This window comes from Pseudomonas sp. BN411 (assembly GCF_029871235.1).
GTDB lineage: Bacteria > Pseudomonadota > Gammaproteobacteria > Pseudomonadales > Pseudomonadaceae > Metapseudomonas.
In genome coordinates, this window is sequence record NZ_SSOM01000085.1 from 157667 (window position 1) to 172946 (window position 15280).

Annotated in this window: 14 protein-coding genes; 6 read left to right on the top strand and 8 right to left on the bottom strand. The window is 66.4% G+C overall.

All coding sequences use genetic code 11. The annotated features are described in order from the left end of the window. Positions 1 to 14: 14 nt before the first annotated feature. Together E8F06_RS27745 and E8F06_RS27750 are read left to right on the top strand one after the other, a co-directional pair. The gene (locus E8F06_RS27745; RefSeq protein WP_280372378.1) at positions 15 to 974 is read left to right on the top strand and encodes an alpha/beta hydrolase; all 960 of its coding nucleotides are present in this window, start codon (positions 15 to 17) and stop codon (positions 972 to 974) included. Then, the gene (locus E8F06_RS27750) at positions 971 to 1441 is read left to right on the top strand and encodes a MaoC family dehydratase (protein ID WP_271472344.1); all 471 of its coding nucleotides are present in this window, start codon (positions 971 to 973) and stop codon (positions 1439 to 1441) included. Before E8F06_RS27745 ends, E8F06_RS27750 begins: the two co-directional genes overlap by 4 nt. A gap of 217 nt (positions 1442 to 1658) precedes the next feature. On the opposite strand, the gene E8F06_RS27755 is transcribed toward E8F06_RS27750, so the two are convergent. The 3 genes from E8F06_RS27755 to E8F06_RS27765 are packed head-to-tail and all read right to left on the bottom strand — an operon-like array spanning position 1659 to position 4706. Beyond that, positions 1659 to 2513 (bottom strand): HlyD family secretion protein, encoded by an 855-nt coding sequence (locus E8F06_RS27755; protein WP_280372379.1) that lies wholly within the window; start codon positions 2511 to 2513, stop codon positions 1659 to 1661. An 11-nt stretch (positions 2514 to 2524) separates the two neighbouring features. After that, positions 2525 to 2731: a DUF1656 domain-containing protein gene (locus E8F06_RS27760; protein ID WP_280372380.1), complete on the bottom strand. Its 207-nt coding sequence runs from the start codon at positions 2729 to 2731 to the stop codon at positions 2525 to 2527. After that, positions 2718 to 4706, bottom strand: coding sequence for an FUSC family protein (locus E8F06_RS27765; RefSeq protein ID WP_280372381.1), 1989 nt, complete (start codon positions 4704 to 4706; stop codon positions 2718 to 2720). The genes E8F06_RS27760 and E8F06_RS27765 overlap by 14 nt, the downstream gene beginning before the upstream one ends. 184 nt (positions 4707 to 4890) lie before the next feature. Between E8F06_RS27765 and E8F06_RS27770 the strand changes: the two genes are divergently transcribed. Genes E8F06_RS27770 through E8F06_RS27785 form a run of 4 tightly spaced genes read left to right on the top strand, consistent with a single transcriptional unit; the run spans position 4891 to position 8507 of the window. Further along, entirely contained in the window at positions 4891 to 5538 is a 648-nt protein-coding gene (locus tag E8F06_RS27770; protein ID WP_280372382.1) for a TetR/AcrR family transcriptional regulator, read from the top strand. Further along, positions 5535 to 6494 (top strand): biotin/lipoyl-binding protein, encoded by a 960-nt coding sequence (locus tag E8F06_RS27775; RefSeq protein WP_280372383.1) that lies wholly within the window; start codon positions 5535 to 5537, stop codon positions 6492 to 6494. Before E8F06_RS27770 ends, E8F06_RS27775 begins: the two co-directional genes overlap by 4 nt. Continuing rightward, positions 6484 to 7431 (top strand): ABC transporter ATP-binding protein, encoded by a 948-nt coding sequence (locus tag E8F06_RS27780; protein ID WP_280372384.1) that lies wholly within the window; start codon positions 6484 to 6486, stop codon positions 7429 to 7431. Before E8F06_RS27775 ends, E8F06_RS27780 begins: the two co-directional genes overlap by 11 nt. After that, positions 7428 to 8507 carry an ABC transporter permease gene (locus E8F06_RS27785; protein WP_280372385.1) on the top strand — a complete coding sequence of 360 codons (1080 nt, stop codon included), beginning with the start codon at positions 7428 to 7430 and terminating at the stop codon, positions 8505 to 8507. The genes E8F06_RS27780 and E8F06_RS27785 overlap by 4 nt, the downstream gene beginning before the upstream one ends. A gap of 416 nt (positions 8508 to 8923) precedes the next feature. On the opposite strand, the gene E8F06_RS27790 is transcribed toward E8F06_RS27785, so the two are convergent. From E8F06_RS27790 to E8F06_RS27810, 5 genes are all read right to left on the bottom strand, one after another. Beyond that, positions 8924 to 10054 (bottom strand): TIGR03364 family FAD-dependent oxidoreductase, encoded by a 1131-nt coding sequence (locus E8F06_RS27790; protein WP_280372386.1) that lies wholly within the window; start codon positions 10052 to 10054, stop codon positions 8924 to 8926. 180 nt (positions 10055 to 10234) lie between these two features. Beyond that, complete coding sequence (locus E8F06_RS27795; protein ID WP_280372387.1) at positions 10235 to 11254, bottom strand: putative 2-aminoethylphosphonate ABC transporter substrate-binding protein; 1020 nt, start codon at positions 11252 to 11254, stop codon at positions 10235 to 10237. Between the two features lie 53 nt (positions 11255 to 11307). Further along, positions 11308 to 13029, bottom strand: coding sequence for a putative 2-aminoethylphosphonate ABC transporter permease subunit (locus E8F06_RS27800; protein WP_280372388.1), 1722 nt, complete (start codon positions 13027 to 13029; stop codon positions 11308 to 11310). Between the two features lies 1 nt (position 13030). After that, positions 13031 to 14092, bottom strand: a complete 1062-nt coding sequence (locus E8F06_RS27805; RefSeq protein WP_280372389.1) for a putative 2-aminoethylphosphonate ABC transporter ATP-binding protein — start codon at positions 14090 to 14092, stop codon at positions 13031 to 13033. A gap of 262 nt (positions 14093 to 14354) precedes the next feature. After that, positions 14355 to 15215, bottom strand: coding sequence for a LysR family transcriptional regulator (locus E8F06_RS27810; RefSeq protein WP_280372390.1), 861 nt, complete (start codon positions 15213 to 15215; stop codon positions 14355 to 14357). Positions 15216 to 15280 lie beyond the last annotated feature (65 nt).

Consider the following 15280-nt stretch of genomic DNA (forward strand, 5'->3'; position numbering starts at 1 on the left):
CAAAAGGATCGGCCATGCGCCACGATGCCTTCTGGCTCGACGCCAGCGATGCAGTGCCCCTGTACGTCAACCACTGGTCCGGCGAAGCCCCGCCAAGGGCGGTGGTCATGCTCTCCCACGGCATGGCCGAACATGGCGGCCGCTATGCGCGGCTGGGCGAGGCGCTGGTGGCCGCCGGCTTCGAGCTTTACGCACTGGACCAGCGCGGCCACGGCCGCAGCGCCGAGCATGGCGTCCTCGGCCAGTACGCCGCGGATGATGGCTGGAACAAGGTCATCGGCGACCTGGCCAGCCTCAACCACCACATCCGCCAGCAGCACCCGCAAGCGCCGATCTTCCTGCTGGGCCACAGCATGGGCAGCTACATCGGCCAGGCCTACCTGATGCAGCACAGCTCCAGCCTGCAGGGCGCCATCCTGTCCGGCTCCAACTACCAGCCGGCGGCGCTGTACAAGGTGGCCGCCCTGGTGGCCCGCTTCGAGCGCTGGCGCCGAGGCAAGGAAGGCCGCAGCGCGCTGATCGAGTTCCTCTCGTTCGGCTCCTTCAACAAGGCCTTCAAGCCCAACCGCACGGCCTTCGACTGGCTGAGCCGCGACCCGGTGGAAGTGGACAAGTACGTGGGCGACCCGCTCTGCGGCTTCCGCTGCACCAACCAGTTGTGGCTCGACCTGCTCGGCGGGCTTCAGAACATCACCCCGCCCAAGCACCTGGCGCAGATCGACCCCGACCTGCCGCTGCTGGTGATCGGCGGCGAGCGCGACCCGGTCAGCGAAGGCCGGCGCCTGCAGGATCTGGCCCAGGCCTTGCGCCGGGCCGGCATCAGGGACGTGCAACTGAACATCTACCCCGACGCCCGCCACGAGCTGCTCAACGAGAGCAACCGCGACGAGGTGACCAACGACCTGATCGACTGGCTGGAACAGGCCCTTGCCCACAGCCGGCACCACCCAACGCAAGCCAAGGAGACCGCATGAGCCAGGTAACCAACTTCACTTACGACGCCCTGGAAGTCGGCCAGAAAGCCACCTTCTCCACCGCCGTCGAAGAGCGTCACATCCAGCTGTTCGCCGCCGTCTCCGGCGACCGCAACCCGGTGCACCTGGACGCTGAATACGCCGCCACCACCATGTTCAAGGAGCGCATCGCCCACGGCATGTTCACCGGCGCCCTGATCAGCGCCGCCATCGCCTGCGAAATGCCCGGCCCGGGCAGCATCTACCTCGGCCAGCAGCTCAAGTTCACCCGTCCGGTGAAGCTGGGCGACACCCTGACCGTGGAACTGGAAATCCTCGAGAAGCTGCCGAAGAACCGCGTGCGCATCGCCACCCGCGTGTTCAACCAGAACTCCGACCAGGTGGTAGACGGCGAAGCCGAAGTGCTGGCACCCAAGCAGCAGCTCTCCGTGGAACTGCCGGAGCTGCCGCCGATCACGATCGGCTGATTGCGCTGGATACGAAAAAGCCCGGATGAGTCCGGGCTTTTTTGTGGGCATTCGTCTGCCCTCACCCCAACCCTCTCCCGCAAGCGGGAGAGGGAGCAGTTTGTGCCCGCCGGGCAGTCGTCCGCTTTTCCTGTAGGGGCGAATTCATTCGCCAAGCAGGACGTAGTCCTGCCGTAGGTTGGTGCTGAGGAACGAAGCCCAACGAATCGGCCCCGCCCTACTCCTCCACCGTCACACTCGCCGTCATCCCAGCGCTCAGGGTCACGTCGTCCGGCACCTTGTCCAGCTTGATCCGCACCGGAATCCGCTGGGCCAGGCGCACCCAGTTGAAGGTCGGCTCGACGTTCGCCAGCAACTGGGTATCCGGAATCGCGTTGCGGTCGGTGATGCCGCGGCTGATGCTTTCCACCTTGCCGGCGAGCGGTTCGCCCGCGCTCATCAGCCAGACCTTTACCGGTGCGCCGACCTTGATGCGCGACAGCTTGGTTTCCTCGAAATAGGCCTGGACATAGAAGGAGCCGTCATCCACCAGCGCCATGACCGGCTGGCCAGCGCCGACGTAGTTGCCCTGGGCGAGGCGCAGGTTGGTGACCTGGCCATTGCGGGGCGCGCGCAGTTCGCTGCGGGCCAGGTTCAGTTCGGCCACCTTCACTTCCGCCTGGGCCTCGCGGAACTCGGCGCGGGCCACGTCGGCAGTGATCAAGGCGTTCTCGCGCAATTCCGCGCTGATGGCCTGAGGTCCCAGGTGCTCGCGGCGGGACGCCTCGTGTTCACGCAGGCGCAGTTGGTGCTGGCGCGTGTCGGCCACAGCACGGGCCTTCTCCAGCGCCGCCTGGTAGCGCTCGCGGTCGATGCTCAGCAACAGGTCGCCAGCCTTCACCTGCTGGTTGTCCTGGACCTTGAGCTCCATGACCCAGCCGGACACATCCGGCGATATCACCACCACATCGGCGCGCACCCGCGCATCGCGGGTCCAGGGTGCAAGCATGTAGTGCTGCCAGAGACCATAGCCGGACACCAGGGCCACCACGACCAGGGTGAGGGTTACCAGCACACGCAACATCGAACGCATCTTTCTCTCCTTCACCAGTGCCCGGTCAGCGCGACCAGCGCGGCCAGTACACAGACATACAGGGCACAGTCGAACAAAGCCTCGTGCCAGATCCAGCGCGCCAGCCCGACTCGCGCCAGGCCAACGCGCAGCACGCCGGTCACCAGCAGTGCCAGCAGTGCATAAAGCAGAAAGGGGCTGAGCAACACGCCGCCCAGGGACCATTCACGCAAGCCCATGGCTCGCCTCCTGTTGTTCACACCATTGTCGCCAGCTCTGCTGCAACTGCAGCACCGCCGCCTGGGCCAGGCGGCGGTCGATGCTGCGGCCCGCTCCACGCAGGGCCTCCAGCAACTCACTGACGGGTTCGTCGAGGGCCTGGGCGCGACCGGGCGCCGGCCCCTGCATCAGGACGCGCTCAAGGTTGCGCAGGAAGCGGTCCTCGGAAACGCCCAGTGATCGGTCTGCTGCCGCCAGGCAACGGCGCAGGTGCAGCAGTTCGTCGCCCAGGTCCAGGCTGGCGATGCCGTCGTCCCAGCGGCTGCGGCTCTGCTCCGGCAACACCGGATACAACCGCGCCAGTTGCAGCAGGCGGTCGGCCATACGGCCGCCAAACCAGTTCTCCGCACCGGCCAGTCGCACACCGGTGAGGCGTGCCAGGTCGGACAGCGATGCCTTGAGCAGGCGCCGACCGTGCCACACCGGGTTGCGCAGGGGAATCAGGCGGAAGGTGAACACCGCGAAGCCAACCCCCAGCAGCATGGAAATCGCCTCATTGAAGAACAGGCCGACGTCGAAGCGCATCACGTTCTGCGGCGCGCAGAGCACGATGAAGTGCAGGCAGAAGGAAGTGGCCGTCGCACCCAAGGCCGGTTTGGCCATGCCCAGCGCGCCGAAGAACAGCGGCACGCCGAGGGCCATGCAGAGCATCGGAAATCCGCTGAGCTGGGGCAGGAACACCTGGCCGACGATGAAGGCCACCGGCAATGCATAGACGATTCCGCGCAGGAACATCATGCCGATCTGCTCGGCATTCTCGCGGCTGGCGAACAGGCCGCAGATCACGCAGGTCAGGGTCAGCGCGCCGACGGCCGAAGTCCAGGCGGTGGCCAGCCAGAAGGCCGACAGGCCGAGAAAGGCCAGAGCGCTGCGCAGGCCATAGATGGCGGCGGTCTGCACGTCGCGGTGGGTCGACAGCGGCGGCGGCGCATCCGCCGGGGCCTGTCCTTGCTCCACCGCGTGCATGGCGATCACGGCGGCGGAAGCCTGGCGCATCACCATCGCCATGCGGCCCAGACAGTACTGCTGCACGGTGGACAACGCCTCATCTTCGGATGCCAGCAGCAAGCGATCGCGCACGTCATCCAGGCGAGCGGTGTCGGGGTCGGCCAGGGTCAGTTCCACTTCTTCCAGCCAGGGCCGCAACTGCTCGACCTCGCCCTCCCCCAGCTGGCGCCACTGTCGCGCCACGCCACGAGCCAGGCGCAACAGACTGAGCAGATCGCGGCTGAGCACCTGCAACGCCACCGCGCGCTGGCGGCCACGGTTGCCCTCGAACCAGGCGTGCTCACGCTGGGTGTCCACGGCCACTATGCGTCCGAGCACACCGAGCAGGCCCTGGCGCTCCTGGCGCTCCCCTTTCAGGGCGGAGAGCGACGCCTGAATGCCGCATTGCCAGGCATCCCGCGCCTGGCGGGCCAGCTGGCGCTCCACCCGCTGCGGCCAGAGCAGCGCACTGGTGAGCGTGGCGCAGAGAATTCCCAGGCAGATTTCCGTGGAGCGCGCCACCGCCTGGTCGAACACCGTCAGCGGATGGGCGATGGCCGGCAGGCCGATGATGGCGACCGTGTAACCGGCCAGCACGAAGGAGTAGGACCAGGCGCTGCGCATCATGGTGGACGCGGCGGTGCAGATGCCCAGCCAGGTGGCCAGCGCCAGCAGGAACAGCCACGGCGTCTGGGCAAAGAGGCCGACGATGGTCACCGACATGACCGTCCCCACCAGGGTGCCGAGCAACCGTGCCAGCCCCTTCTGCACCACCATGCCGGACAGCGGCTGGGCCACGATGAAGGCCGTCATCAATGCCCACTGCGGCTGCTGGAGGTCGAAGCGGAAGGCGCACCAGAGCGCGAGCGCGCCGCCCAGCAGGGTCTTGATCGCGAACTGCAGCGCCGGGATGTCGGGCGCCACGAAGGCACGCAGGGTATCGCGCACGGGCAAGGTCCAAAGAAGGTGAGTGTGAAATTGAAGATAGCCCGCCGGAGTCGGCAGGCTATATGCAAGGCTTATTATTAGCCTCCTAATATAATGCCGTCCAGAGGCGACTTTTACGTTCGTCGGCTTCCGGTTGTTAATTAATTAAATGGCTATTTAAATAAGTCATCCCACTTGTCCGGAGATGGTTACCGTGACCCGCCCCCGTTCCCCAGGCCGCCCCACAGGCGAATCCCAGCTCCAGCGCGAACGCCTGCTGGACGCCGCCACCGACGCCTTCGCCCACATCGGCATCCACGCCGCGAGCCTGCGTGGCATTGCCCAGCAGGCCGGCGTGACCCCGGCCCTCGTCAACTACTACTTCGGCAACAAGGAACGCCTGGTGGATGCCCTGGTGGAAGAGCGTCTGCTCCCCCTGTTCCAAGGCATGGCCGAGCGCCTGCAACAGGTCGGCGACGATCCGCTGGATCTGGTCAGCGCCTTCGTGCGCGGCATGAGCGCCAACCTCAGCCGCAATCCCTGGCTGCCACCGCTGTGGGTGCGTGAAGTGCTCTGCGAAGGCGGCGCCCTGCGCGACATGCTCGCCAGCCGCTTCGCGCCGATGGTGCCGGTCCTGCTGGCCGAGCGCTTCGCCAAGGCCCAGGCCGGTGGCCGCCTGAATCCCGACATCGACCCGCGCCTGCTGGTGGTCTCGCTGGTGGGCATGGTGATGCTGCCCTACGCCGCCGGCCCGATCTGGCGCGGCATCTTCGCCACCCCGGAACTGGGCGACGAAGCCATGGTGAAACACATACTGGCGCTGCTCGAACGGGGCCTGGAGGTGAAACCATGAAACGCCTGCTCCCCTGCCTGCTGGCCTTCACCCTGCTCGCCGGCTGCGAAGACCCCGCCCAGCAAGCGCTGCTCGGCACCCTGGAATGGGATCGCATCGGCCTGCCCGCCGAAGCCTCGGAAACCATCCTTGCCTGGCGCGTGGCCGAGGGCGACCAAGTACAGGAAGGTCAGCTGCTGCTGGAACTGGACCCGCGCCGCCTCGACGCCCGCGTCAAGGAAGCCGAAGGTGATGTCGGCCAGGCCCGGGCGCGGCTGGACGAACTGAGCAACGGCGCCCGCAGCGAGACCGTGGACGCCGCTCGCGCCACCCTCAATCGCAACCACGCGGAGCTGACCGACGCCGAGCGCAACTTCCAGCGCATCGCCTCCCTCTACCAGCGCCGCCAGGTGGCCATCGCCGAACTGGACCGCGCCCGCGCCGCCCGCGACCAGGCCAGCGCTGCTGTGAAGAACGCCGATGCCCAGCTCCGCGAACTCACCAACGGCACCCGCCCGGAGCAGATCGAGCAGGCGACCGCACTGCTCCAGGCCGCCCAGGGCCGTCTGGCGCAATTGAAAGTCACCCGCGAACACCTCAGCCTGCGCGCGCCCCGTGCCGGACGGGTCGACGCCCTGCCCTTCAAGCCCGGCGACCAGCCGCCGCTGAACGCCGAGCTGGTCAGCCTGCTGGTGGGCGATGCGCCCTATGCACGGGTTTATGTGCCGGCCTCCGTGCGGCCGAACATCGCCATCGGCGACTCCCTCAAGGTGAAAGTGGAAGGTGTGGACGAACCCTTCGAAGCGACCGTGCGCAGCATCGCCAGCGAGTCCAGCTTCACTCCCTACTTCGCCCTGACCGGCGAAGACGCCAGCCGCCTGGTCTATCGCGCCGAGCTGGTGCTCAAGGGCGATGCGGCGCGCAAGCTGCCCGCCGGCCTGCCGGTGCAGGCGGAGCGAGTGAGCCATGAACAGTAACGAAGCTGTCATTCGCGCGAACGGCCTGACCAAGCGTTTCGGCCAGCTCACCGCCGTTGATGGGCTGAACCTGCACGTCAACCGCGCCGAGGTTTTCGGCTTCCTCGGCCCCAATGGCTGCGGCAAGTCCACCACCATCCGCATGCTCTGCGGCCTGCTACTGCCCAGCGCCGGCGAGATCGAAGTGCTCGGCTGCCGCATTCCCCAGGACGCCGAACCGCTGAAGCGGCGCATCGGCTACATGACCCAGAAGTTCTCCCTGTACGAAGACCTCACCGTGGGCGAGAACCTGGAATTCCTCGCCACCGTCCAGGGACTGGACCGCCGCCAGGCCCGCCAGCGCATCGATGAACTGCTGGAGCGCTACTGGCTGGCAGACCGTCGCAAGCAACTCGCCGGCACCATGAGCGGTGGCCAGAAGCAGCGCCTGGCGCTGGCCGGCGCGGTGCTGCACAAGCCCGACCTGCTGCTGCTCGACGAGCCCACCAGCGCCGTGGACCCGCAGTCGCGCCGGGAATTCTGGGACTCGTTGTTCGAACTGGCCGAAGCCGGCACCACCCTGCTGGTCTCCACCCACTACATGGACGAAGCCGAACGCTGCACCCGCCTCGGCATCCTCGACGCCGGCCGCCTGGTGGCCGATGGCAGCCCCGCCGAACTGATGGCCGCCCTACCCGGCCGCCCATTGGTGGTGGAGTGCGCCCAGCCGCGCCAGGCCCAGCGCGCCCTGCAAGGCGCCGAGGAAGTCATCGCCATGGCGCAGATCGGTGCCACGCTGCGGGTGCTCAGCGCCGTCGACGACGCCCACGAGCGCATCGCCCGGCGCCTGGCCGAACAGGCCGTCGAGGCCGAGGTGAAGCCCACCGACGCCAACCTCGAAGACGTCTTCGTCGCCGTCACCCACCGCCCGCTGGAGCGGGCCGGAGCCTCGTCATGAACCTGCGCCGCCTGGGGGCCATCGTCCTCAAGGAACTGCGCCAGCTGCGCCGCGACCGCCTGACCTTCGCCATGATCGTCGGCATCCCGATCATGCAACTGGTGCTCTTCGGCTATGCCATCAACATGGACGTGCGCGGCCTGCACGCCGCCGTGCTGGACCAGGCGGACACCGCCCGCTCCCGCGAAGTGGTGGCCGAACTCGGCGCCAGCCAGGTGCTGGACTTCCGCTACCAGCTCGCCACGCCCCAGGAACTGGACAAGCTGCTGCGCGAAGGCAGCATCAGCGCCGCCCTGGTGGTGCCGCCGGACTTCGAAGCACGCCTGCAACGCAAGGACCGCCCACCCCTGCAACTGGTGGTGGATGGCTCCGACCAGGTGGTGCAAGCCTCGGCGCGGCAACTGGCGGCCTATCCCCTGCCCGGCTGGCCGAACCTGATCGGCGTGCAGGTGGTGAACTTCTACAACCCGGAACGTCTGGCGCCGCTGAACACCGTGCCGGGGCTGATCGGCGTGATCCTGACCATGACCATGGTGCTGTTCACCGCCATCGCCCTGGTGCGCGAGCGGGAGCGCGGCAACATGGAGCTGCTGATCACCACGCCGGTTTCCCCCTGGGAACTGACCCTGGGCAAAGTGCTGCCCTTCGTCGGCATTGGCCTGGTGCAGGTGACGGTGATCCTGCTGGTGGGGCTGTGGCTGTTCGAGGTTCCAGTGCGTGGTTCGCTGCTGGAGCTCTACGGCGCGTCCCTGGTGTTCATCTTCGCCAGCCTGACCCTGGGCGTGTTCATCTCCACCCTCGCGCGCAGCCAGTTCCAGGCGATGCAGATGGCCTTCTTCACCTTCCTGCCGCAGATCCTGCTGTCGGGTTTCATGTTCCCCTTCGCCGGCATGCCACAGGCGGCGCAGTGGATCGCCGAGATACTGCCACTGACCCACTTCCTGCGCCTGACCCGCGGCATCATGCTGCGCGGCGCGGGCCTTGCCGACCTCTGGCTGGAACTGGTGGTGCTGATGGTGTTCACGCTGGTGATGCTTACCGTCGCGGTGATGCGGGTGCATAAGCGGTTGGATTGAGAAATACCCAGTTGGGGCGCTTCTCTGTAGGGGCGAATTCATTCGCCAAGCAGGCCGAAGGTCTGCCCAGAAAACTGTCAGGGGGCAGCTGCGCCGCCCTTGGCGAATGAATTCGCCCCTACAAGGTTTCCGGGAGTTCGGATTCACTGCCTTGCCCCATTTCGTTGGGCCTCGTTCCTCGGACCAACCTACGGGAGGCCTATGGCCTCCATCGCGAATGAATTCGCCCCCACAAGATCAAGCCAGAGGCGCGGATGCATAAGCGGCTGGATTGAACCCCGAAATCCGGGCCGCTTTTCGTAGGTTGGGTCGGGCGGCGTTCCGCGAGCGAAGCGAAACCCAACGATTCACAGCCCGGCCATATTTCGTTGGGCCTCGTTCCTCGGACCAACCTACGGTCTCTCACCTCTACCGGATCAAGCCAGCAACCCCGCCATCGTCCGCTCACCCAGCGCCGGGCCGATGCTCATGCCGACACCGCTGTGCATCAGCACCGCCGTCACGCCAGGAGCGGCCTTGAGTACCGAGAACGGGCCGGGGCCACGTGCGCCGTAGACGCCCTGCCAGCGCTCCACCACCGTCAGGCGGGTGCCCAGGGTGTGCTCGGCCAGCGCCAGCATGATGTCGTCCACCGCTTCGGCGTTGAAGGGCGAGGCATCACTGCCGTAGTGGTGAGAATCGCCGACGATCAGCTCGCCATAAGGCGTCGGGCTGACCAGCAGGTGGATACCGTTTTCCTCCAACTCAGGCTGCTCGCTCTGGATCTGCTCGCGGATGGCTTCGGCCTCCGGCAGGTCGGCGAAGGCGCCGTAGTGCACGCAAGAGAGGCCGGTGAGCACTGCCTGTTTCAGACCGAAGTCTCGCTCCGGGCGTACGCGCAGCATCTGCAGACGGCACACCTGGGGTTGCAGCGGAGCGATGTGTTCGGCCAGCAGAGTCTGGTAGTCGTGCCCCGAGCAGATAACGATCTGCTCTGCGCGGCAGCTGCCTTTGGTGCTGTGGATAACCCCCGGTTCGACGTCGCGCACCAGGGTGGAGAAATGGAATTCGACGCTGTGTTCGCGGCGCAGGTAGTCCACCAGCGCGGGAATAGCCTCGCGGGAATAGATCTGCTGGTCGTCCAGCCCCAATAGCGCGGCGCGGTGGTGGCTGAACTGGCCCTGGTAGAGGTTGTGCAGGTGCTCGCCGCGCAACAACTCAACGCGATAGCCGTGCTCGGGGGCGCGCACTTCGCAAAAGGCTTCCAGCAGCTCCTCTTCGGCGCGGGTACGGGCGAACAGCAGGGAGCCGTTGCGGCGGATGTCGAAACCGGCGGCCTCGGCCCAGCCCGCCCAGATTTCGCGACTGGCGCGGGCCAGCGCATGCATGGGGCCCGGCGGTTGGCCGGTGACCAGGGCCTGGCCGAAGTTGCGCACCGACGCGCCCAGCGGCGTGGCGCTGCGCTCGAAGACGCTGACGCGCAGGCCGCGACGGGCGGCGGCGTAAGCGTGGGAAAGGCCGAGGATGCCGGCGCCGACGATGGCGATATCGGTGTCTTGCAGGGGCATGAGTGACTCCTTGGATTCGAGCGGGGCCCAGCTTCCCTCACCCCGGCCCCGCTCCGCGCCCCTGCCTGGCGCTTCGCGCTCAGGCGCTCATAGGCACTGGAAGCAGTGCTTCCAAAAGCGTGCCTATTCGCCCCAGAGGGAGAGGGGGAAAAGAGCGAGGGAGCGGGCTGATACTTCGGGTTACTGCGGCAGCTTCTCGGACTTGCCGTCGTAGCGCTTACGCCACTCGGCCAGGATCTGGTCGCGGTTCTGCGAGGCCCAGGCGAAGTCGTTCTTGATCAGGCGCTGCTCGTAGTCGGCCGGCAGTTCGGTCTGCGGTTTGGCGATGCCCGGAGCGGCGAGGACGGCGAAGTTCTCCTTGTACAGATCCATGGCAGCCGGGCTGGCGGAGAAGTCGGCGAGTTTCTTCGCCGCTTCCATCTGAGCGGTGCCTTTCACGATGCCGGTGGCTTCGATTTCCCAGCCCAGGCCTTCTTTCGGCAGGACGATGTCCAGCGGGGCGCCCTGGCGCTTGAGTTGCACGGCCGGGTATTCGAAGGAGATGCCGATGGGGAACTCGCCGGCGGCGGCCAGTTTGCACGGCTTGGAACCGGAATGGACGTACTGGCCGATGTTCTGGTGCAGGCCGTCCATGTAGGCCCAGCCCTGCTTCTCGCCGAAGGTCTGCAGCCAGGCGCTCACATCGAGGAAGCCGGTACCGGAGGACGCCGGGTTCGGCATCACGATCTTGCCCTTGTACTCGGGCTTGGTCAGGTCCTCCCAGCTGCCCGGCTTGGCCAGGCCCTGTTTCTCGGCTTCCACGGTGTTGAAGCAGATGGTCGCGGCCCACACGTCCATGCCCACCCAGGCCGGCGGGTTGGCGGCGTCACGGTAGTTGGCGCCGATGGTGTCCAGGTGCTTGGGCGCGTACTTCTCCAGCATGCCCTGCTGGTCCAGGATGGCCAGGCTGGAAGCGGCCAGGCCCCACACGGCGTCGGCCTGCGGGCGGTCTTTCTCGGCCAGCAGCTTGGCGGTGATGATGCCGGTGGAATCACGCACCCACTTGATCTCGATGTCCGGGTTCTGCGCTTCGAAGGCCTTCTTGTAGGCCGACAGCTGTTCGGCTTCCAGGGCGGTATACACGGTCAGCTCGGTGGCGGCCTGGGCCTGGAAGCTGAAGCCGGCCACAACGGCAGCGGCGAGGGCGAGGCGTTTGAACATGGAAAGCTCCTTGTCGGGGTTGGCTTGCGGTTTGTGGTTGTTCAACGGTTGGTTCAGGCGGTGGCCGGCGAGCCCCGGCGCCACGCCTGGGAGCGGCGCAACAGGCCGCGCGAAGCCCAGGCCAGCAGCAGGGACACCGCAGCGGAAGTCAGCAGGATCAGGGTCGACATGGCGGCCGCACCGCCCACGTTGCCGGCGTCGTCCATGTTCAATACGGCCACGGCGGCGAGGATGCTGTCGGGGCTGTAGAGGAAGATGGCGGCGGACACCGTGGTCATGGCCGAAACGAACAGGTAGCGAATGATGTCCAGCAGCGCCGGCAGGCAGATCGGTACGGTCACTCGCAGGTAGTGGCGCCAGAGCGGCGCCTTGAGCGACAGCGCGGCGGCTTCGAACTCGCCGTCCAGCTGGCGCAGCGCGGTAGTGGCGGTCATCTGCGCGGTGGTCAGGAAGTGCGCAATGGAGCAGATCACCAGCAGGGCCATGCTGCCGTAGAGCGCATGCAGTGGATTGCCCGGCAGGTTGAAGAAGAACACGTAGCCAAGGCCTAGCACGAGGCCGGGCACCGCCATGGGCACGAAGCTGAGCAGGCGCAGCGCCTGGTTGAACCACTGCTGGCCACGGGTCTTCTCCATCAGGTAGGCGCCGGTGAAGATCAGCGCGCTGCCGAAGATGGCCGTGCAAGTAGCCAGGGTCAGGCTGTTGCGGTACGCCAGCCAGCCGCCGCCCGCGGTTTCTTCGAAGGCGTAGTGACGCAGGGACAGTGACAGGTTGTAGGGCCAGAACTTCACCAGCGACGAATACACCGCCATGCCCAGCACCAGCAGGAGAATCGCGCAGACCACCAGCACCAGGGCCAGGAAGCAGGCATCGCGGACCTTCGACGGTGCCGGGTGAAAGACCTGGGCGCGGCCGCTCATGGCCTCGCCCTGGCGGCGGCGCAGCCAGGCATCGACGCCGAAGCTGAGCAGCGCGGGCAGCAGCAGCACCATGCCGATCAACGCACCACGGCCGAACTGCTGCTGGCCGACCACGGCCTTGTAGGCCTCCAGCGCCAGCACCTGGTAGTCGCCGCCGACCACCACGGGCACGCCGAAATCGGTGATGGTCAAGGTGAACACCAGACAGAACGCGGCGAACACAGCCTGGCGCGTGGCCGGCCAGGTGATGCTGCGGAAGGCCTTCCACGGACCGGCGCCCATGCTGGCGGCAGCGTCGAACAGGCGCGCATCGGCCATCGACAGTGCCGAGAGCAGCACCATCAGCGCATGGGGGAAGGTGTAGATGGCTTCTCCGAGGACGATGCCCCAGAAGCCATAGATGTTGTCCGGCAGCCAGTCGCGCAGCAGGCCCTGGTTGCCGAACAGGTAGATCAGCGCGATGCCCGGCAGCATCGAGGGCGCCAGCAGCGGCAGCAGGGAAATCCCCCGCCACAGGCCCTTGGCCGGAATCAGCGTGCGCTGCAAGGCATAGGCGAACAGGTAGGCCGTGGGCACCACGATGGCGGCGACACTGAGGGATACCTTCAGGCTGTTGCCCAGCAGCCAGTGGAAGTTGGCGCTGGCGAACAGCTCACGGGCCGCGACGAAGCCGCCGCCCTGCCCCGCTTCACCGCTGAAACCGCGCCAGAAGATCGCCAGCAGCGGCAGCAGTACCGCGAGGATCAGCAGACCGAGGAACAGGTACTTGCCGCCGGTCACGAAGAGGCGGTCGCCGAGGTCGCCGCGCGTAGCGCCCTTGGCCGGAACGTTATCCAGCTTGATCACGGATTCCATCTCAGGCGAACACCTGCAGGCTGCGAGACGGCAGGGCCACCCAGATATCCGGGGTGCCGAGGCGCGGCAGGCTTTCCGGGTCCAATTCGGCCAGCAGCGAATGGCCTGGCAGTTGCTCCAGCTCGAAGCTCATGCGGCAGCGGTTGCCGAGGAAGGTGATTTCCCGCACCTGGGCACGGAAGCGATTGTCCTGCTGCTCGGAGGGGTTGATGGCGATAGCTTCGGGGCGGCAGAACAGGCGACCGCTGGTGGCACTGCCCGCGGTTTCCGGCAGGCGCAGGTCGAGGTTGCCGACACGGGCATGGCCGTTCTGGCTCGAGTCGAAGGGCAGCCAATTACCCTGGCCGACGAACTCCGCAACGAAGGGCGTCGCCGGCTGGCGATAGATGTCCTGGGGCGAACCGTATTGCTCGACGCGGCCCTGGTTCATCACCGCGATGCGGTCGGCCATCAGCATGGCCTCGTCCTGGTTGTGGGTCACCATCAGCGTGGTGATGCCCAGGCGCTTCTGCAGTTGGCGCAGCTCGGTGCACAGGTGCTCGCGGACGCGGGCGTCCAGCGCCGACATCGGCTCGTCCAGCAACAGCAGTGAAGGCGCGGGAGCCAGGGCGCGGGCCAGGGCTACGCGCTGTTGCTGGCCACCGGATAGCTGGCCGGGGAATTTCTTCTCGCTACCCGCCAGGCCCACCAGCTCCAGCATCTCGATGACGCGGGCACGAACCTGCTCGCGGCCGCTACCGGACAGGCCGTAAGCGATGTTCTGCTCGACGGTCAGGTTGGGGAACAGCGCATAGGACTGGAACAGAATGCCGTAGTCACGGGCCTGGGGCGGCAGACGAGAGATATCCCGCGAGCCGATGTGGAGCGTGCCGCTGTCCTGCTGTTCCAGACCGGCGATGCAGCGCAGCAGCGTGGTCTTGCCACAGCCCGACGGCCCCAGCAGGCACACCAGTTCGCCTTCGGCGATATCCAGGGACACCCCACCCAACGCGGTGAAATGGCCGAAGCGCTTGTGGATATCTCGCACCCGCATATGGGTGGCTTGGTGGTCGGCTGGGGTCATGGCGGTACCTCGTTAAGCAGTTGGCGTGCACAGGTGCACGGCTCGACGAGGTTGATGCTAGGGAGGCATTACGAACACCAGATGGCGTTTGGGCAAATTACGCCGATAGTGTCATTGGCGGATTTGGGATAGGGGATCGGAGCGTCAGGGAACACCAACGGCGCCATGCCGAACTCCAATGGTGGATCGATGAAGCGTGATCCACCCTACGACTCCGACGTGCTTTTCGTAGGGTGGATGTCGCTCTTTACATCCACCTTTCCTACTCGGTGCTTTCCCGCGCCACCGCCAGGAACGCCGCCGGAAGCCGTGCCTGGCGTCGTTCCTTGAGGCAGTAGAGGTATTCGTCGATCTGCGGCGCGCCCTTGAGTTCGATAACCCGCAGTTCCGGGTTATCCGGCACTTCATGGCGGGCGATGATGCTGATGCCGAGATTGCGGATCACCGCCTCGCGGATGGATTCGCGGCTGCCGATTTCCAGCAAGGGGCCGATGGAGATTCCGGCGTCCTTGAGCATGTCCTCGGTGAGCTGGCGGGTGGTCGAACCGGGCTCGCGCATCAGCAGGCAGTGGCCCTTCAGGTCCTCCAGGCTCACCGACTTGCGCCGTGCCAGGGGGTGTTCACGGTGTACGGCCAACACCAGCGGGTCGCTGCCCAGCACCATGCGCACCAGGCGGGCGTCGTCCAGTTTCTGCGAGGAGGCGGCGAGGTCGACGCGATACTCCTCCAGGGCTTCAACCACCTGCTGGGAGTTGCCGATATCCAGGGAAACATCGATCTGCGGAAAGCGTTCGCGGAAGGTGCGCACCAGGTCGAGGATGTAGTACGGCGCTGTGGCACCGATGCGCAGGGTGCCCTGCATCTGACCGCAGTTGCGCAGGAAGAACTCGATGTCGGCCTCCTGCTGCAGTAGCACCTTGACCATGGGCAGCAACTTCGCCCCCTCTTCGCTCACCGTCAGGCGGCGCCCTCCACGATGGAACAGCTCCACGCCGTACTGGCCTTCCAGATTGCGGATCTGGGTGGTCACGGTCGGCTGGCTGAGGCCGAGCTTCTTCGCCGCCTGGGTGATGCTGCCCAGGCGGGCAACCATATAGAAGGCCTTGAGCTCAGCGGCGAGCATGGGGATGGAACCTCGGAACGGGGAAGTCCAGGCATTCTGCCCGTGGCCGGGTGAGCTGCACAGTG